The organism is Cupriavidus sp. OTU4054, from assembly GCF_038440175.1.
Classification (GTDB): domain Bacteria; phylum Pseudomonadota; class Gammaproteobacteria; order Burkholderiales; family Burkholderiaceae; genus Cupriavidus; species Cupriavidus pauculus_D.
Genome location: NZ_JASATF010000011.1, coordinates 1 through 18,549, shown reverse-complemented (window position 1 = coordinate 18,549; position 18,549 = coordinate 1). Strand labels below are relative to the sequence as shown.

Below are 18,549 nucleotides of genomic sequence, written 5' to 3'. Positions count from 1 at the left end.
ATGGCCGCCGCAGAATCAGCACTCGCTGTCGTCATCGGGCGGCCGGACGACAATGGCAATGACGATCGCCTATACATTGGCAAGCTGCTGATGGTGGTCATCACCTTGGTGGCGATCGTTCTGATGCTTCTACTAATCGATGGCGCGCTACTCATCCGGCTGGTCAATGGCCGTACTGACGTTGTAGCGATCAGTGATACCGGTGCGGTCATCAAGACGGCACCACTGGAAGAAGCATTCGTCACCGAGCCGCGGATGCTGTCGACGGTCGATGAGTGCATTCGTCGCTCGTTCTCACACGATTTCGTGAACTACAGGCGCACCTTTAATGACGCAATGCCGTGTTACACGGAGTCCGGCGGCAAGGCCTTTGCTTCAGCGATTGATACATACCTCAAGGATCTGCGCGAGCGCCGGCTCGTGATGGCGTCCACGACTGAGCCCGCAACCGTCGCACGAGGCCCTTACAAATCTGGTGGCCGCGTGACTTGGGATGTGCAGGTGCCGGTCACCCTCTATTACAACGGTCAATCAGGTTCATTCACGCCGCTACAGCGCCTGGCCACGGTGCGCGTGGTGCGCGTACCCCTTGAAGAGAACACCCGAGCAGTCGCGATCGATTCGATGCAGCTCGCACCGTATCAGAAGCGATGAGGCCGATGAGGCTGGGTAGGAGACAACAAGGCAGGGCCGATCTGGTAGCGAGCGCTGCGAAGAAGAACAGAATCTTGGAGAATAAAGTTGCGGCTGCTGGAAAAAGGTTTTGAACGGGACATCGACTATGTCGAGGCCGATATCGAACGGCTACGGAACGAAGTTGGGGACTCCGCAGCCATAGATCGCTTGCGGAGTTCGTTCACTGATAGTGCCCATGTGGGTTGGTTGCGTGCCGTCGGCGGGCTTCAGATCAGAGTAGCCCGCACGCAGCGGGACCTAGAGAGGGTGCAAGTAGCGGCTCCGTCCGAACTGGCTGTGGGGCTCGCGCACGGGATGCTGTTGTTTCACACCGGCGAAGGTAAGCCGATGATCAAACGCATGCCGGCCATCACGAGGGAATACGTTCAACTAGAGATCAGCCCAGATCTCACCGAACCTCTATTAGAGGTTGGCCGACATGCGGCAACCCAAAGCGCAACTTACTTCGACCAGCTTGATAACCAGCACGGCGAGTATCTCGAAAAGATCGCAATCGGCGTCCAGACGGGCCCGCGTTCGTGGCTGATCGATGCTATGGAAACAGCTCCCACACAATTCGCTCTTGGCGTTGTCACGGCGTGGGTACTGATGCGCATGCGAATCCAGGACAGTGGGGGTGCGCTCTTTGCGTGAAGCCTCGCAGGATCAAACGATGACGAATATGCATGGTTTGGGACACCTGATGGATGGCCCGCGCAAGGACCTCGGTATGCCGTTCCACAGGCTTTGTGCCGCGGCGGTATTGGGGCTCGGGCTTATGGCCGCCACCGCTGGTGCACAAACTAGCCAGGCCCAGCTCGCTGGAGGGGTTGCATCCGCGACGGCAGCGGGGACCTCTGGCAGTCAGCCGGACGGTGGTGCTCGAAAGGACTCCCAAGGGACAACAAATTCGGGCTCCAACGTCGTGAGCGCTCAAGCTCTCCCTTCGCCGAAGCTTGACCTCAAGAAGGAAGCACTGGATCAGACCGCCCCGATGGATGCGAGGACGACTAGGGCGCTCATCGAAGAGCTCTATAAGCGCACCGGTGCTGCTTCGGCACCTGCTAAAAACACGGCCAAGCCGGTGGCGTCCCGCTTTCCGGTTGATCTTTCCCCGGGCGCCACCCCTCCTGTGGTTCGCATCTTTCGAGGCCAAGGCGCGTCGGTCAGTTTCCTCGACTCAGCAGGAAATCCGTGGCCAATCGAAAAGGCCCGCAATTTTTACGATCAGGCGATGACGGTTACTCAGTTGGGACCGCACGTGGTGACTGTTGAAAGCAATTCGGACCACGCGTCGGGTTCGGTGACCGTACTCCTCAAAGGTCTAGCTACACCCGTCACCTTCACCGTGGTGCCGAGTCAGAGTGAGATCGACTACCGGGCCGACCTGATCGTGCCTGGCCGGTCGCCGGACGCGCCGGCGCGCCTGCCGGGCGGCCTCGGTCGAGTCGGCATTACGGAGCGTGGCCTCGAGAACTATCTCTTCGGTCAGACGCCGGAGGGCGCCCGTCGGCTGGAAGTCCAAGATCTTCCCCTTGCCATGGCGTGGCAGGACGCTAGCGGTCGACTGATCCTGCGCACACAGGCCATGGTTGCATCCCCTGGCCCCTATCAGGTACTCCCCTCTTCGGATGGCACGACCGTGTACGAACTGCCGGCAGTTCCGGTACTTCGTGTGTCGGTGGACGGCTTGATCCGACCAGTCCATATCAAGGGGCTGACTCCGGGCGGTGCCGGTGGTGACCCGACCAGTGTGATGAAAATGAGTGCGAGAGAATGAGCGAAGCGAAAGAATCTACTCGGCGCCCGCTGGCTGCGGGGGCGAAGCGAAACCTGCTGATCATCGGGGGTGCGATCGCTGGGGGCATTGTCCTTGTGACGGCCGTCGCGTTGGTAGCCAATAAGGCGAAGCAAAAGCCGGAGTCAACAGCCGACTTGCGTCCAATGGCCGCGCCCGCCGGAGCGAATCGCAATCGGGATGTGGAAGAACTGAGCCCGGCGATGAAGCAACGGATTGCTTACGTTCAGCAAGATGAGGCACAAGCAGCACGCCGCGAAGGTCGGATGTACCTCGGGGACACTGCTGACCTTGGCCCGAAACAGTCGCTCGCGGCAAAGAGCCCAGATCTATCACAGCAGGGGCAGGGACCAGGTGTTACGCCCTACCAGCAATATGGTGCGCGGCCGGCGCAGTTGACGGGGCAGACCAGCCCTGGGGTAGCTGGCGACACTCGCCAGACCGAGATCGATCAGCATATCCAGAAGGGTTTGGAGCGCCAACTGGCCACCATTATCAGTTCCATGGCACCAGCCAAGGGTGTGGCGGTGGCCATTGCCGGGGTCGAAGCAACGACGCCCGCGGCCCCCACGACTGATGGTGGCCCTGCGACCGCTGCGGCGACCGCAGCCAAACTCACACAGATCGTTGCTGGGCTTGAGATGTTCCCCGGGCAACTGGCATCGCCCGTCGACACTGACAAGACCAAATATATTTCGGCGTATATTGTTGGTGGTAAACTTGATGGTGCATTTTTGACCGGTGAAGCGGTCTTGTCGGCCGGCGGTGAGGACGTCAGTGCTCACATGACCACTATGAACTGGAAGGGAAAATCCTACAAGGTCGACGCTGTCCTGCTGAACGAGCAGACGGCCTCGGATGCTTTGAACGCCGATATCGATCATCGGCCGTTCTCGAGGTTTGTGATGCCTGTCCTCGTGGCGGGCCTTGCCGGGGCCTCCACTTACTTCTCCGCGAGAGGTACTACCGGGACGTCTTATGTGCCGGGGACTGTGGTGGTGGGTGGCACGACAGTCAATGGCAATGCGGTGGTTCAACAGCCGTCACCGACGTCCAGTCAGGCATTGGACCAAGGTATTGGCAAGGGGATCGAGAAAAGCATGCAGCTAGCCGATCGAGAAACCCAACGCTATGCGAATCGCCCGAACCGCGGAACATTGGATGCTCGGACGCCTATCGGCGTGTTGTTCCGCCAACCGGTAGCGGCAACGAATTGATTGGTCTCGGCCAGGCGGCCGCAGGTTCATCAGAAACTGAAGGAATGTGGAGAGATTGAATGTCGACTGACACGACGATGGGACATACCGGCTGGGAAGATCCGCTGCCGGAGCACGATGGCGCCCACACCGAACAAGCCGGCGCTGCCGCGGCGGTCGCCCACGATTGGGATACCAGCACGGACTGGGACGCGCCTGCTGCAGAAGCCACCCAGCCCACGTCCGGTCCTGAAGCCGGCGTGAAAGCAAATGCCGTGAATACGGCCAACACCGATGCCGAGAAGGCGAAGAGCAAGCGTAAAGCGAATCTGCTGATCGCGGGAATCGCGGTTGCCCTGGTGGGTGTTGTCGGCACCGGCCTCGCTGTAAAAAATAGCCGGTCGAAGGGGGGAGCTGAAGACTATCCGACCGAACCGATGATCAAGTCGTCGTCCGCAGCTCAGGCGACGCAGAAGCAGCCGTCGGCCGCTCCTATCGCGGCCCAACCCGCGGCGCCACAGCCGGATGTCCAGCCGTCCGCTGATCTGATGTCGCCGAAATCGGACCTGAGTCCCTCGCCCGCAGGATCTATTGCGCAAGCGCCGACTGCAGTTCCTGTCGCGACCCAGAGCGACACGGTCGCGCCGATGCCCACAGACTCAACGGCCTTGCGTGACCTCAAGGCGAAGAGCTCCGCGCAGGAGGCAGCAAACGTGGAACTCAAGGGGCAGCTCGCGGCGCTTGCCGAGCGCGTGGCGGCCCTGGAGTCCAAGGGGCAAGCCGCGGCAGGTGCTGATCGTCATGCTGAAGTGTCGCGTTCTCAAAATGTGGTGCATGTTGGCAGAGCAAAACAAAAACTGGCCTACGACATGGATGTAGTTCGCGGTAAGCCTGGTGCCGCCGGCGCAGTCGGAGCCGAGCCGGAGCGCACATCGAACTGGAGTGCCTACCACACCGTGGCGACCTATCCGGCAACGGGCAAGGCTGAGAAGGCGTGGGTGACGAACGGAAAGGGCCTCGTTGTGGTGACCGTTGGTTCGGAGATTGATGGGGTGAAGGTTTCACGTCTCGTGGGGACGACGGTCTTCCTCGCAGACGGCGGCAAGATCAACGTGAAGTAGCCGAGCTCCATAGAAGATGAATTGGCAAGCATTCCTTGAAGCGTCGATCGAGTTCTCGAAGGCGCTCATCTCGTTGCTTACTGCTGGCGGCTGCGTGCTCGCAGCCGTCTGGATTGCCTTCAGCGGCCTTCGAAAGCTTGCCGCCGCGAGTAAGGGCGAACGACAAGGGCAGGCCACGATGGGGCCGGTCGCGATCAACTTCTTCATCGCAGCTTTACTGGCGCAGCTATCGACAGTCGCCGGCAATACGGTTGAACTGCTTTTTGGCACGGGCATTTCGGATCCTCGAGAGGCACTCTCCTATATGCCGAGTCAGGTCTCAGGGAACGAGACCTTGATGTTCGTGGTGAGCGTTGCGGTGTATTGGATGGCGGCTCTGGGGTGGGTAGCAGTGTTCCGCGGATTGCTGCTTTGGAACTCTTTGAGCGAAGGCCAGGCGGCAGGCGGGCGTGATCTCGGCTGGCGCGGATTCTGGCATGTCTTTGGGGGAGCCGCTCTGATTAACATCGGCGGCCTGGCCGCAGGCTGGTTTGGAGGTTAATTCGAAGCGGCAGTAGTTTGTCGTTTCGAGTATTGGGTGGGAAAGTCCGCTTCGGGCGGAAAACTTTGGTGAGTACAAGGGGAACAACATGCAATTGATGAAGAAAAGACCGATCCGACTGGGTGACACCTGGTCCCGATGGAAAAGCGTGATGGCGCGAGCTACGGTAGCGCTGATGACCGTGAACGTGTCCAAGGCCGCCTACGCGGCGGGTGGCATCGTCGGGATGCTTTCGAACTTGGACGCATTGGCCAAGGCGGCGATCACGACGATGACGTATGGATCACTGGTTGCAGGCGTCGGCTCGATCATCTACGGCCTGAAGCTGATTCGCGACCGCAGCAATGACCGGGAGAACGTCAAAATGGCGCACATCGCTTACGCGCTGGGCGGCGGTACTGGACTGGTGTGCGTCTGGTTCATGATCACGATGCTGGTCGAGACCACGGGTGGTAGCTCGAGCGACATTGGGCGCCAACAGAGCTTCTAACGACTGAGTTTCCAGAGCCTACCTGGGGGCTCGATACCCCAATATCGAGTCCGACCCCTCCCAACCTGGCCGGGCAGGGTGTATGGCACCCGGCACCATCGACCTCTCTCATTCGTGTACGGAGGAGCGCGTGAACGCTCTACTTGTCGGAATCAAGCGCCGCTTCAAATCGGTAGGCGCTAAGAGCCCTGAGGCTGCAATCGCAACTGCAGAGGACAGCGCGATCGCGGCAGCAAACTTCACCTGTTCAATCTGTGGGTTCCGCAGCAAATCTACGACTGAGGCATTTCATCTCAACGGAGATCACCAGGACGCTAGCGCTGGCAATCTGCGCGGCGTATGCGCGCTCTGTCACCCATATCATCACCTCGGGGAGCGCACGCCGGCGGCACGCTCGCAGGGCGAAAAGGTGGCACATCAAACGCGGGTGATGCGCGTGCCAACAACTGCCGAGGGCGGCATCTCAGGCAAGGATCTCAACCATCTATTTCGTGCGATCGCGTGTGCGCTCAATGAACCTGCAGAGCGAGAAGACGCGGTGAAGATTCTGCAGTTGGTCAATGAGGCTACGGTCTTTGCAAAGGCGAGCTGGGGGACTGCGTCTCCAAAGGATTTTCACGCGGCGATGCTCGCGCTTTCCGATGCCGAGTACGCCCACCGTGGCGAAGCGGTTGGCGACTTGCGCCTCGCCTTTCACGAACATCTGCTTACCGCGATCGGGAGCAAGCTCCAAAGCGAACAGAGTGGGCTCCCAGTGGCAAACTGGACTGAGCTTTCGTCGCGGACGCTGGTCAAGCTTGAGGCGCACATCTCCACAGGCGGGGAGTCCGATCAATGAGCGCTCTCGAGACTGCTTTGCCGCTGACACGTCGAATTTCAGCCCAGCCGACGATTGGCTGCGGTCTGGTGGTTTTCGATGATCCACAGGAACGTGGCGCCGGTACCGCTTATCTCTCCGACACTCTGCCGCAGAGGTTTCGCTCGGTGAATGACCTGCGCACAGACATGCTTTGGGTGGCGAACGTCCTCGACCGGGAGATATCCCGGCTTCATCCTGGATTACGGGCTACAGACTACTTTGGGGCGCGCCTGTCCGACATTGCATATGACCTCGGCCTGGCCTATGCGCGCGGCTACTCGTTGGCTGCGCAAGATGCAGTAGCTATCGCGACGATCATGTCGCGGGCTATGACCGTAGCCGCGAAATCGTACGGCTGGGACCTCGCTGGCGGAGCGCTGGATTTCTCTGGCGAGACGCTCGCTGAAGAGATCTCCGCGACGATGCAGCACGAGGGATCGGAGAAGGGATCGAAGGATCCGATGGCAAGCCGGTTTGGGCACGCATCCCAGGACCGGTCGGTTCCGAACTGGACGTTTGAGCGGCATGACGCTGTGATCTCCGTCGTTCTGCGTTTCAATCGTCTCGCGTATGCAAGACAGCTTCTGGCCCAAAGGGTGCCTGCAGGGACTGACTGGACCGAAGCCGAGCCGGGTCAGTTTATCGATGGCCTACCGGTGATCGCAGGCATTGCCATCGATTGGAGCGAAGCCAACTCAGATCTCGCAGCGCTTGCCGCGTTCGGCCGCACCGGCAATCGCCGGCAGCCCCTTCGATTGTGGGCGTGTGGTGCTGAACTCGAGTGGCTGGCCGGGCTTTGCCAGCTCCGCGCCCACACGACGTTGGTCAACGTGAATGGGTACGCCTCGCTGGCAACGGCATTACAGATGCCAGTTCCGCTTGCTGTCAGGTCTCCGCTGACAATGTCGTACGCGGCCGGGTTAGTCGGCAAGGCACACCTTGACGCTGTTTTTTCGATCGAGTGCTACCAGAGTAGGAGCGGGCGTCTCGCCTCGGCGGCCGGCGCTTGGCTACGCGCGTATGACCGCGCAATGATGTTCAGCGTCGCGTGTCGGGCGCACGCCGCCGGCTTTCGTGTTCAGAGCTATGGGGATGGGGAAATCCGCTTGCGCGTGAGTAGCGACCAACTCAACGAACTCGACAAGTTTAAGCAGGTGGAAGGCTTTATGTATCCCGCGGTGGAGTCCATGGCGGCCGGGATTGGCGTAGCCGATATTGCCGATAGCGAGCCCGTGGACGGTGGTGCGGGGGATCTTTGACTTGAAGGCTGATATGCACCCTCAACTCGATAAGTCGGATCGCCTCCGTGAGTTCTTCGACCCGTTTCAGGGTCCGGATGCGGCATTCCTTCAATTGCTTGGTTCGGGCGGTCTGCCCCTGGTCATGGAGCTCGATGAGCTTGCAGTGGGCGGAGCAAGGGAAGCCGCGGTGCGGGCCACTATGCTGTACCAACAGTATGCGGTGGGGGAACTGCGGCACCAGGTGACCCGCAACCTGATGGACTTGTTCGGGAGACTGCTTCAAGCCGATGTTGCGGCGGGGCAGGCCGGACCACTCATTACGAAGACCATCGATTCCTCGCCGCCAGCGACCGCGCGAGTGCGCGAATCGGGCGCTTGAAACATATTCTCTACCGACTTAGTCATGATCTCTACATACGTTGTCATCGCGCTGATCATCCTGTCTGTCATGGCACTAGCGTTCGTCAACAAGGGTGCGCTGGAGCGCTCGCTCTACTACCTTTCAGGATTTTTCCTTGGGGGGGACATCCAATCCAGGGTGTCGCTGATCAGCCCTGTTGGACCTCATACCTTCATCACCTCGACGGGCGACCTGGTTACCTACTTCAGCATCCGTGGTGCCAAGCGCCATATCGGCCCAGATGATTTTGACAAGCTGGCGGAGCGCCTTGGCCACCAACTGCGCACTATTCTTGGCGATGGAACGGGCCGTCAGCACAGCGTTTCAGTTGGCTACCTCTCCGCGCCTCAGGGCACGAAGAGAGTGATCACTGAGGCTCTGAACTCGTCGATCAACACGGCTGCACGCCTTGGGGCTGGCGCGCGTGCCCAGGAATGGTTTCAACAACGAATTCAGCTGCTCAGCACCGTTGCAAGCGACGAAACCGTCCTCATGGCGGCATTGACCCTGCGTGGCGGCCTCGCGCCGAAGGAAGCTGAGCGTGCGACGGCCGCGGCGACTGATCAGGTCGGTATCGCGGCAAAGGTCAAGGCAGTGGATGGTGGCAATGGCGAGTTCTCACAGACCATCGTGCCGGTCGCGGGGCTGCTCGAGGCCCGCCATGAAGCCATGCTTAAAAGTTTGCAGCACAATTTCGAGAATCAAGAAGCGGGCCTCGGGCTCATGATTGACAAGCTTGACTGCGCAGAAGCGGGAGCGGCGCTCGGGCGCTACGTCAACGGGAGCGATCTGCCCGGCAGTTGGAAGCCGGACCTCTTCGGCTTTCGGGCGCCCACTGCGTCCGCGCTCCAGCGGAAGGGCGACATTGCACATGCCATGCCGTTGCCGTTGGCGCGCCAGCTCTTCACGGAGGCAACAACGGAGGTCTTTGACGACTTCGAGCTCTGCCGCCGTGCAGGCTACTGGTACGGCGCGATCAAGATGGACGTGTGCCCTCACGATGACCCCGCCCCAAGCTTCGCTACGCTGATGGAGCGTATCGGAAAGGATTTCCCGGTCGCCATCTCCTTCGAAGTCAGTCCCAACGGGTTGGAGGTCAGGAAGCTAGACCAGCAATTTGCGGGATTCTTTGGCGGGTTTGGAACCCACAATCGAGCACTTCGCGACTCGTGGAACTCGCTGAAAGCGATGCGCGATCGCGGCGCGTACATCGCTGCGATTCGTGTGGTCTGCTCGACGTGGTCGCGTAGCAAGGAGGCCACCTGTGATCAGCTGGCCAAGGTCAAGATGGATATTCAGGCCTGGGGCGGCTCCACTGCGAGCAACGAGTCGGGGGATCCTGCATCGCTTCACGTGGCCGCTGCGCCTGGTCTCGGCCGCGGAAATCCAGCGCCGTTTCTTCCCGGCCCCATTGGAACCTTTTCGCGAATGCTGCCGGTGTTCCGCCCGGCCTCGCCGTGGACTGAAGGGCAACTCCTGCTGCGCACCCGTGAGGGCAAACCGTATCCAGTTGGGTTTGGTACGCCTATCCAGGCGTTCTGGGGAACGCTGATCTTCGCGCCTCCAGGCAGAGGGAAGTCGTTCCTGATGAATGTCCTCAATGCTGGTCTCGCCTTCTCACCTGGTCTGTCCGAACTGCCTTACATGACGATCATCGATAACGGCATGTCGTCATCTACCCTAGTGGATACGCTGCGCGCGATGCTGCCTCCTAGTAAACGACATCAGGCGGTATCCATCCGTTTGCGGAATACGCCGGATTTCGCGATCAACATGTTCGACACGCAGCTTGGTGCGGACCGCCCCACGGAGCGCGAGCGCGATTTCCAGATTGCGATGGTTTTGGCCATCTGCCCGGGGCTCGGCGAAGAGGGCAGCCGGTACGTGGGCGCGGTTATTGATGCGGCCTACGCCGACGGCGACCGCACCAGCGTCAACGCGAAGCGTTGGCAGCATGCGCTCGATACCGACATTTCGGAGCGTGTCGCCGCTTCTGGTCTATCTATCGACGACAGTCGTCGGCCGCGAGTTTGGGAGGTTGTCGACAAGCTCTTTGACATGGGCGATGTTCACGCAGCCACCATTGCTCAGCGGTTTGCTGTCCCGACGCTCGATTCGCTCGTCCAAGCAGCCCGGATGAAATCGGTTCAGGATCTGTACGCCAACACGCCGGCTAAGTCCGGGGAGTTGATTACCGACGTATTCACACGGTCGATATCCACAGCAACTCGAGAGTACGCCTTGCTCTCGACCACGACCCGCTTCGATTTAGGTGATGCGCGGATTGTGGCCATCGATCTCGAAGAAGTGGTCGCTTCTACAGTTTCCGAGGAAGCAAAGCGCCGAGCGGAGATGATGATTCTGTTTGCACGCCAGCTCGGCGCCAAGAACTACTTCCTCAAATGGGAAGAGGTGGAGCCGTTGATGCCGGATCGCTACAAGGCCCATCAGGCGCGAAGGGTCAAACGATTGTGGGAGACGTTGAAGTTTCTTGAGTACGACGAGTTCCACATGGCCTCGGGAAGAGAAGCTGTGATGGAGCTCGTTGTTTCGGATTTCCGAGTCGGCCGCAAGTACAACGTAGTTCCGCTGCTGTCGTCCCAGCTTCTTCCGGACTTCCCCAAACAGCTTCGCGAGAACGCCACCAATTTCTTCATTCTGGGCGTGGGATCGGAAGAGGCCTCGCATGAACTGGCCGCGGTCTTTGGCCTAAGCGAGTCCGAGCGTCGGATCGTCACCAACGAATGTCTGGGCCCGACTGACAAAGGGGCGCCGATTTTTGGCCTGTTCAAGACGGCCGAGCGCGGCGACGTTTCGCAGCTCCTCTACAACAGCGCTTCCAGCCTTGAGCGATGGGCATTCAATTCTTCGGCGCTCGACGTCGGTGTACGGCGCGCTGTCGTTGAAGCCTTGGGCGGTGATTCCTGGCGCGCACTCGGTGAGCTGACCAAGGCGTACCCTTCGGGAACCGCCCGTCGTGCCATCGATACAGCGCGCAGAAACATGCGTGCGGACGAGCAGGCTGACGATGATGGCATCGTTGCAACTGTGGCAATGAAGGTAGTTGAGCGTGTGTTGGCTGAGGAGACCGTCCACACCCCAGCCGCGGCGGAAGCGTAACGAAGATTGCACACCTTCCAAAAGTCACCACTACAGTACTTTTGAATGCACAAAGGGTGGCTTCGGAAGGTGGTACTACGTAGAACCGTCAAATAAGATACGGTATTCCGTATCTTATTTGTTATATAATGTAGAGTGATGGTTGCGACGCCTTCCCAAACAACATGCGGAATGTGCTCATAAAGATACGTTTCAATGACTCCTACTCGCAAAGCCCTTGATGCCCACACGGAGCGCGACCTCGCCAGCCTGGCGCATTTTCTGACCTTGAATGCACTGTCGCAAAGCATCGACTTTGACCGGCGAGCGCTCACATTTCAGGGGGGAACGTCCTTGGCTCTTGCGTGGGCATCCCCTCGATTCTCCGAGGACCTCGACTTTATCGCCGGCGACGTCGGGCCTGAGCAACTGTCCGAGGCAATGCAGCTTGTCGCTCGCCAGGTGCAGCACGCGATCACCCCGTTCTACCCTGGTGCGACGGTTGACCTTCTCGATAAGAGCGGCAAGGGGAAACAGCTCGCCATGTTCCAGATCGGGATCGCCCTGCCGAACACGGTGGGAAAAGTGAAGGTGAAGACGGAATTCTGGCAGGTCCCGCCCGATAAGGCGGCTAACTACGAGGGAGTGCAACGCGCGCTCGCGCCGAAAGGTGGTCCAACGCTCTACACGACGGTTCGCCCGATCTTTAACGTTGCCACGCCCAGACAGATCTTCTACGACAAGCTGAATGCAATCGCGCACCGTGGCCGGCTGAAGCCGAGGGATGTGTTCGACGTCTGGTATCTGACGACGCAATTGCGGGATCCCTCTGCCGAAGCGGTTGAGCAGATCAATGCAGACAAAGAATTTGGTGACGTGCCTGAGTTCCTCTTGGCAATGGAGAACACCGCAGCACTTTATGATCAGACGGCCTTCGACGCAATTGCGGGTTTGCAGCACCTGGTGAGCACGTCCAATGAAGAGATGATGGCCGAAATGGAGCTGGGGTTGAAGCCTTGGATCGCTCCGGCGATGTGGAGTGCGATGTGGCCGCAAACGGTTCAGGAGATGGTGGACGTCACCAAGCGACACTGTTCGCACGCTGTTGAGATCCTGATCGGAAACGCTCCTGCCGAGGGCGACAAACCCGGCGCGATTCGGGAGAAACCGTGAACTCATTCAAAACACTGGGGACCATGCCGGCGGTCTTCTCGCTTCGCGACATCTCCAGGTTGCTCGACCGGGATCACGATGCAGTGAAGGCGACAGTCGCACGATGGAAGGATCAGGGTATGGTGAAAGCCGCGGGGCAGCGCCTTGGGCTGTACTACAACCTGGTGAGCCATCCGAATTGGGAAGAAAATCGAGCGCTCGCCGTCAAGATGGCCTATCCGTCGGCGGTGGTGATTGGTCCGAACGTGCTGCACCGCCACGGGTGGATCACGCAGATCCCTCAGGCCTTGGCGATCGCTGTCCTGAATGATGGTAGCCACCCTTCCATGGAAGGCGTAGAGCTGTTCAAACGGCCAATGCGGTGGTATCGGAAGTTCTCTCCGTGGGGCGAGCCGATCTATGGGCTGCCCGCACTCACACCCGAGAATGCGCTGCTCGATTGCCTGGAGCACGCCGACAAGATGTGGTGTCCGGATGTCGATGATCTGGATGAATTCGACGTGCCACCCGAGTTGCTTGAGCGCGTGGCAGAGCAGAAAGTCAACCGACGTGTCAGGCCGGCGTCGCGCGGATAGGTTGAGAAAACGCTCAATGACAGCAGAAGACCGACCCGCAGAGAAACAATCACCTGTCGACGTCTCGATGCCGTTGCGGGTGCATTACATCGCCTGCGTCGCTCTTTACACCAGCAGCGGGGCACTTACCTTCTGGCTGCTCCATGCAAACGGTGCTTCGTCCGGCGTCATTGCGCTGTTGTCCACAGGCGCCATCCTTGCGACTTTCGGATCTGCCGTTGCCTCACTCGGCGGTGTATGGGAGCGCGATCTGCTTGAGAGAATTCGGACGAATTTGGACATCCTGCATCGCTCGGTTCTGAAGAATGATTCGCCATGGATTCGCTGGCCATTCCTGCCACGGTGTGACTTGCGGCCAGCCGGAAAGGAAACCACCTTGAGGTTCACGCTGAGCAATCCATGTTTGCCTCTCAACGTAGGTACCTGCACCGTTCAGCCGATGTTACCGACGGTACTCGAGGATTTCTTCGATCTACCGCTCTTCTCAAACTTGCTTCCGCTTCTCAAACACCGCGTAGACGCACATGAGGCGATGCTGGGCGACAGTAGAGTTGATACGAAGCAGGTAGGCGGAATGGGCGGGTTTGAAGCGTACTGTGCTTACGAGTGCTGCCGAGATGTTTGGCTATCTATTGCCAAGTTCCGGACGGCGCGGTACCTAATTCACGCGGGGGCTGCCTTGACAATCATGGGTACTGTGGGGACGGGGCTTCAGTATTTTTGGCTCAGGGCGCATAGCATCCTCTAACCACAATGCCAATTCGAGGCATATGTTCGCATTGCGGGTGGTGCCTGAAGTATCACCCACAGCGCTCTAACTTGATCGGCGCCGTTCCTTGAGCTTCGCGAGCACCTCTTGCAGGCGCTTCATCTCCTGTTCTTCCTCCCTCTCCTTGCTCCCATCAGAGTTGTTCCAGGCGCCGGGGCTCTCCGCGTCGAAGAACTCGAGTCGTTGAACCTTGCCCTCGAACAGATCGACAGCACGCTTGATCGTAGCAACACTCTTCGCTCGGACAGAAATAGCGATTGCCGCTGGCTTCTGTAGAAGCACTTGATCAACAATGTGCTGGTCGTTTTCGCCCATGCTCCAGCCATAGATGACCACGGTTGAGCGGATCTCGCTGAAAGCACGGGCGTAGATCTGCCCTAGGTACGTTGACGCGAAGATCGCACGCTGCTTGTGCTCACGTGTACCTTCGCAGACGAACAGGGGAGATCTCGTTCCGCTTTCCCATGCCTTGACAATCTTCTCTAGCAATTTATCGCCTGCTCCAGCCGCGAGCTTGATCTCGGCGTCATCGGTCGAACGAGCCAAGGCGAGATTGCCGTGTGGATAGAAGCACAGGGTGGATTCGTTGGCTCGGTATTCGGAGAAGGACGGATTCAAGGAAAGATTGTGAGCACGATCATAATGAAAGCAATCTGCAAACTTGATGAGATCTTCCCTCTGTCCATACATCAATGCCCAGTACAAAACCAAGTCATAGTTGAGAGACAGTACAGTACGAAAGCGTCGGACGAATCGGGCGATAGGATCAAAATGCGGAGTGGCAGCGTCGTAAGTGACATGCGTCTTTTGTACGATTCTGATCAAGGCGCTGCGAACCTTCGTATAGGCTTCGACTGCCATCTGGACGGACTCCGCTGGTGCCATCAGCGCTTCGTTCACCTGTCGGGTGTACCACAGCCTTCGCAGGACTAGTTCGAAATCGGACTCCTCTTTTCCGAATGCTTTGAAAACGGCGGCGGCGTCGCCGAGCACATTCTCTTTAACGGCCTCGTCGTAGAGGTTCTGATATTTAAAGCCGCCGTGAACAGCGATGCTCGCGCCGTTCCCAAGGAGTAAAGTGTCGGTGAAGTCAGCCTGTATTTCGCTCCACGCGCGAATCTCGTATGCCATTTCAGGATCCCTGGTCGAACAGGTCGCTCGGCATGCTGTCAGAAGCAAGTTTTCGCGTGGCCCGCGGCGCGGGCTCCGCGTCCATCTGGTCCGCCGGATAGAGATTGAGAAAAGTGCGGGCGATCTCAGGGTCGCGGCAATGCAACCAATCGTCCCACTGGTCTCGGTGGAGAATCACGACGGAACGCTTCTCCTTGTTTGGAGCATGCATCCTGCCCATAACGGGGTGCCTGTCAGCGTTCACCGTTAGCATCGTCCAGGATGTCGAACCGTCCGGCCAATCGCGCCATAGCCCGGCGATAGCGAAGGTCTCCTGATCACGCACCCAGATCCGGTACCGAACGGATTTCGGTCCTGACTCGTAGTTGGGTTCGAACAGCGCCGTCGCGGGCACCAACGCGGTCTGGCCGCTTTTCCATGCACCCGAGAACGTCCTCTTTTCGCCGACAGTCTCGGAACGCGCATTCGTCGTGTCATAGGGGCGGACACCTTGTGGAATGCGAGACTTGGGCATCATGCCGAAATTGCCTAGTACCGCCTGCCGCTGGCCGTCGGCCATGTGTCGCACGATCGGAGCCATGTAATCGGGCCAGGTCTCGGGGCGATATGCCGCCGCCGGCGGTTCTACGCCGTAGACGTCGCGCAGTAGCTGCGCCTGAACGGGGATGTAGTTGTTGCACATGCCGCGGCTCCTCGAGTCGTATGACTAGATCATACCGGGACAGTAAGCCACGCCCGGCAAGTGAAGTCGGCTTTGGGCATCCTGTCATGCCTGGTGATGACATACTGGGTACCGGCGTCAGGATTGGTCTCCGTGATCATGAATTTGATGTCATTCACAGATACGTCGATCTGGCCGTCAGGCCCAGTAACGTTCCTCACGAGCGCCGCGTACGAGTCGGCGTCGAACTCCGGGAGCGGCTCTAGGAATCTCGTGTTCATGGGTCGCGCGTCAACTCGATTGCCGCTCTCGCGGCGGTGAATATGCACAGCGGCGTATCGCCCGTCGAGCAATCCACGGAATGGCTCGGTGGAAAAAAGGCTTTCAAGGTTCAGAATAAGCGGATCCATGTTTTCGCGTTGGTGGTTGGAATAGGCGCACTTTACCTGCTTGTGCCGATATCGCCAAAATCGTGGGTGAAACATTGGCTATGGTTGAAAAACCATCGAAAAATGAGGGTTTTCCTTCGGTGGCAATGTCGGGATTTTTTCGACAATTCACCACTCACGGACCCTGTGAGGCTCGCTAGCAGAAGTTGCGACTCGTGGTGTCGAGACGCCCGAGCAACAGACTGAGGTCCACGGCATGCTGCGCAACGAGGTGCTTCACATTGCCGTCGGCCTGCCACTGGCCATAGATGCCGAGCAGCGAAGCGTTGAGGATCTCCTTGCGGAATTTCTCGAGCACCGAGGGCCATACGATGACGTTCACGTTGCCGGTCTCATCCTCGATCGTCAGGAACAAGACGCCTTTGGCGGTCCCCGGTCGTTGGCGCACAGTGACAATTCCCGCGCCGCGGGCGAGCTGCCGGTTCGCATAGCCTGCCAGCGTGGCAGCGGTCTCGAACCGCTTGCTGGCCAGCTGCCGACGCAGGAGGGCGAGGGGATGCCGATGCAACGTCAGCCCCATTGAGCGATAGTCTCCGAGGATCGTTTCGCCTTCGCTAGGCCGGGCCAGCGCTGACTCTTCCTCAGGTAGATCGGCGACTTTGAGCAAATCCTTGTCCGGCACCGCGGCGGACGCCTGCCACAGGGCCTGCCGGCGATTTCCCGCCAGCGTCCGAAGGGCGTCGCCGGCGGCGAGGACTTGCATGTCGTGCCGGTCCAGCGATGCCCGACGCGCGAGATCCGACACGCTGTCGAAGTGGCGGACGGCACGGCATGTCTCGATGCGCCGCGCGGACTCTTCGCGCATGCCGCGGATCAGCGACAAGCCTAGCCGCACGCGAGGGCCGTTGGAGCTGCTCAAGCGAGGAATGCTAGCCGCTCACATCAACGTCGGCCGGCAAGAATGTGCGGGGGTTCCACGCCGCCAGCGCGTCTGTGAATTCAGCAGGGGGCCGTGTACTCGGGCACAAACAGCACGAGGCAATTGGGCATACCGCGAAGAAGAGCCTAAGTCCGTAGTGCTTAGCCCCCGCGGACAATGCGCGCGAGAGAGCATTCCTTCTTGATGGCGATCGCACTATATCCAGGTGGGCCGCACGCTCCACGTGTTCTTCGGCGCGGCACGCGCCCTTTAGGAACGTGGACTTGGGATGGCAGTGAAGCTCGGCATACTGGGGGCAGTGACGCGGCTCCCACGAAAGCCCGCTATTAGCGCGTGAAGCTCGATGCTGCCTCCCATTGGGTTAAAGGAGTTCAGGCCGCGGCGGCCGTCAGCAACACGGGCACGGACTTCGACGTCGGCGTGCCGCAACCGTCGCCCGTGCTCTCGAGCGGCACCAGCGGGTTGGTCTCCGGATAGTACGTACCGATGCAACCGGCCGGAATGTCGTAGGGCACGAGGCGGAAGTCCTCGACGTGCCGCGTCACGCCATCTGCCCACACGCTCGTGATATCGACGTGCTGCCCGGCCTTGAAGCCCAGGCGTTCCATGTCGGACGGGTTGATGAACACCACGCGGCGCAGGCCGAAGACACCGCGATAACGGTCGTTCAGGCCATAGATCGTCGTGTTGTACTGGTCATGGGAGCGCGTGGTCATCATCACGAGCAGCTTGTCCCCATGCGCGGCGCGCGCCTGGCGGATCGGCGTGTCCTTGACGATCGGATGCACGATGAACTCCGCCTTGCCCGACGGCGTATCCCAGATGCGGTCCCGCGCCGGCGGCGTCAGGTGGAAGCCGCCCGGCACGGCGATGCGCGCGTTGTAGTCCTCGAACCCCGGCAGCACCTTCTCGATCGCATTGCGGATGCGCGCGTAATCCTGCGCGTACCACAGCCAGTCGATCTTGCGATTGCCGAGCGTGGCGGCAGCCATGTTGGCGATGATCGCGGTCTCCGACATCAGGTCCGGGGACGCGGGCTTGTTCATGCCGTACGACACGTGCACCATGCAGACCGAGTCTTCCACGGTGACGCCCTGCGGCACGCCGTTCTGCATATCGATCTCGGTGCGGCCAAGCGTCGGCAGGATCAGCGCGTCACGGCCGTGGATCAGGTGGCTGCGGTTGAGCTTGGTCGCGATATGCACGGTCAGGTCGCACTGGCGCAGCGCCTGCTGCGTGCGTGGCGTGTCCGGCGTGGCGGCCGCAAAATTGCCGCCAAGGCCGACAAAGACCTTCACCTTGCCCTCGAGCATCGCCGAGATCGTGTTCACCACGTCATAGCCATGCTTGCGCGGCGGCTGGAAATTGAACGCCTTCTCCAGGCGGTCGAGGAACGCCTCCGTCGGCTGCTCCTCGATGCCGACCGTGCGGTTGCCCTGCACGTTCGAGTGGCCGCGCACCGGCAGCAGACCTGCGCCCGGCCGGCCGATG

General features: G+C 59.8%; 18 protein-coding genes and 1 pseudogene. 14 read left to right on the top strand and 5 right to left on the bottom strand.

Going from position 1 to position 18,549, the window contains the following annotated elements; all coding sequences use genetic code 11:
- From AAHB16_RS14640 to AAHB16_RS14575, 14 genes are all read left to right on the top strand, one after another.
- Positions 1 to 654 (top strand): DotI/IcmL family type IV secretion protein, encoded by a 654-nt coding sequence (locus tag AAHB16_RS14640; RefSeq protein ID WP_342051223.1) that lies wholly within the window; start codon positions 1 to 3, stop codon positions 652 to 654.
- Between the two features lie 87 nt (positions 655 to 741).
- On the top strand, positions 742 to 1,329 hold the full coding sequence (locus AAHB16_RS14635; RefSeq protein ID WP_342051222.1) for a hypothetical protein: 588 nt from the start codon (positions 742 to 744) through the stop codon (positions 1,327 to 1,329).
- Positions 1,330 to 1,348: 19 nt separating this feature from the next.
- Positions 1,349 to 2,455, top strand: coding sequence for a DotH/IcmK family type IV secretion protein (locus AAHB16_RS14630; RefSeq protein ID WP_342051221.1), 1,107 nt, complete (start codon positions 1,349 to 1,351; stop codon positions 2,453 to 2,455).
- Complete coding sequence (locus AAHB16_RS14625) at positions 2,452 to 3,690, top strand: hypothetical protein (RefSeq protein ID WP_342051220.1); 1,239 nt, start codon at positions 2,452 to 2,454, stop codon at positions 3,688 to 3,690. The genes AAHB16_RS14630 and AAHB16_RS14625 overlap by 4 nt, the downstream gene beginning before the upstream one ends.
- A 59-nt stretch (positions 3,691 to 3,749) precedes the next feature.
- Positions 3,750 to 4,790, top strand: a complete 1,041-nt coding sequence (locus AAHB16_RS14620) for a hypothetical protein (RefSeq protein ID WP_342051219.1) — start codon at positions 3,750 to 3,752, stop codon at positions 4,788 to 4,790.
- Between the two features lie 16 nt (positions 4,791 to 4,806).
- The gene (locus tag AAHB16_RS14615) at positions 4,807 to 5,331 is read left to right on the top strand and encodes a hypothetical protein (protein ID WP_342051218.1); all 525 of its coding nucleotides are present in this window, start codon (positions 4,807 to 4,809) and stop codon (positions 5,329 to 5,331) included.
- Positions 5,332 to 5,419: 88 nt separating this feature from the next.
- Positions 5,420 to 5,821, top strand: a complete 402-nt coding sequence (locus AAHB16_RS14610; RefSeq protein ID WP_342051217.1) for a DUF6750 family protein — start codon at positions 5,420 to 5,422, stop codon at positions 5,819 to 5,821.
- A gap of 130 nt (positions 5,822 to 5,951) precedes the next feature.
- Positions 5,952 to 6,659: a hypothetical protein gene (locus tag AAHB16_RS14605; RefSeq protein WP_342051216.1), complete on the top strand. Its 708-nt coding sequence runs from the start codon at positions 5,952 to 5,954 to the stop codon at positions 6,657 to 6,659.
- Complete coding sequence (locus AAHB16_RS14600) at positions 6,656 to 7,939, top strand: hypothetical protein (protein WP_342051215.1); 1,284 nt, start codon at positions 6,656 to 6,658, stop codon at positions 7,937 to 7,939. Before AAHB16_RS14605 ends, AAHB16_RS14600 begins: the two co-directional genes overlap by 4 nt.
- A gap of 1 nt (position 7,940) precedes the next feature.
- The gene (locus tag AAHB16_RS14595) at positions 7,941 to 8,300 is read left to right on the top strand and encodes a hypothetical protein (protein ID WP_342051214.1); all 360 of its coding nucleotides are present in this window, start codon (positions 7,941 to 7,943) and stop codon (positions 8,298 to 8,300) included.
- 24 nt (positions 8,301 to 8,324) lie between these two features.
- On the top strand, positions 8,325 to 11,441 hold the full coding sequence (locus AAHB16_RS14590; RefSeq protein ID WP_342051213.1) for a hypothetical protein: 3,117 nt from the start codon (positions 8,325 to 8,327) through the stop codon (positions 11,439 to 11,441).
- 195 nt (positions 11,442 to 11,636) lie between these two features.
- Positions 11,637 to 12,593, top strand: coding sequence for a nucleotidyl transferase AbiEii/AbiGii toxin family protein (locus tag AAHB16_RS14585; protein ID WP_342051212.1), 957 nt, complete (start codon positions 11,637 to 11,639; stop codon positions 12,591 to 12,593).
- The gene (locus AAHB16_RS14580) at positions 12,590 to 13,168 is read left to right on the top strand and encodes a hypothetical protein (protein WP_342051211.1); all 579 of its coding nucleotides are present in this window, start codon (positions 12,590 to 12,592) and stop codon (positions 13,166 to 13,168) included. Before AAHB16_RS14585 ends, AAHB16_RS14580 begins: the two co-directional genes overlap by 4 nt.
- 16 nt (positions 13,169 to 13,184) lie before the next feature.
- Entirely contained in the window at positions 13,185 to 13,916 is a 732-nt protein-coding gene (locus AAHB16_RS14575) for a hypothetical protein (protein ID WP_342051210.1), read from the top strand.
- Positions 13,917 to 13,982: 66 nt separating this feature from the next.
- Here the strand turns inward: AAHB16_RS14575 and AAHB16_RS14570 are convergent, their stop codons facing one another.
- From AAHB16_RS14570 to AAHB16_RS14550, 5 genes and pseudogenes are all read right to left on the bottom strand, one after another.
- Positions 13,983 to 15,068 carry a DUF4917 family protein gene (locus AAHB16_RS14570; RefSeq protein WP_342051209.1) on the bottom strand — a complete coding sequence of 362 codons (1,086 nt, stop codon included), beginning with the start codon at positions 15,066 to 15,068 and terminating at the stop codon, positions 13,983 to 13,985.
- Position 15,069: 1 nt separating this feature from the next.
- Positions 15,070 to 15,750 (bottom strand): SOS response-associated peptidase, encoded by a 681-nt coding sequence (locus AAHB16_RS14565; protein ID WP_342051208.1) that lies wholly within the window; start codon positions 15,748 to 15,750, stop codon positions 15,070 to 15,072.
- A gap of 29 nt (positions 15,751 to 15,779) precedes the next feature.
- Positions 15,780 to 16,139 (bottom strand): hypothetical protein, encoded by a 360-nt coding sequence (locus tag AAHB16_RS14560; RefSeq protein ID WP_342051207.1) that lies wholly within the window; start codon positions 16,137 to 16,139, stop codon positions 15,780 to 15,782.
- A 175-nt stretch (positions 16,140 to 16,314) separates the two neighbouring features.
- Positions 16,315 to 17,019, bottom strand: a pseudogene (locus AAHB16_RS14555) (helix-hairpin-helix domain-containing protein); the annotation flags it as partial.
- A gap of 410 nt (positions 17,020 to 17,429) precedes the next feature.
- Positions 17,430 to 18,549: molybdopterin dinucleotide binding domain-containing protein (locus AAHB16_RS14550; protein ID WP_342051205.1), on the bottom strand; the 1,120-nt coding region annotated here is incomplete at its 5' end.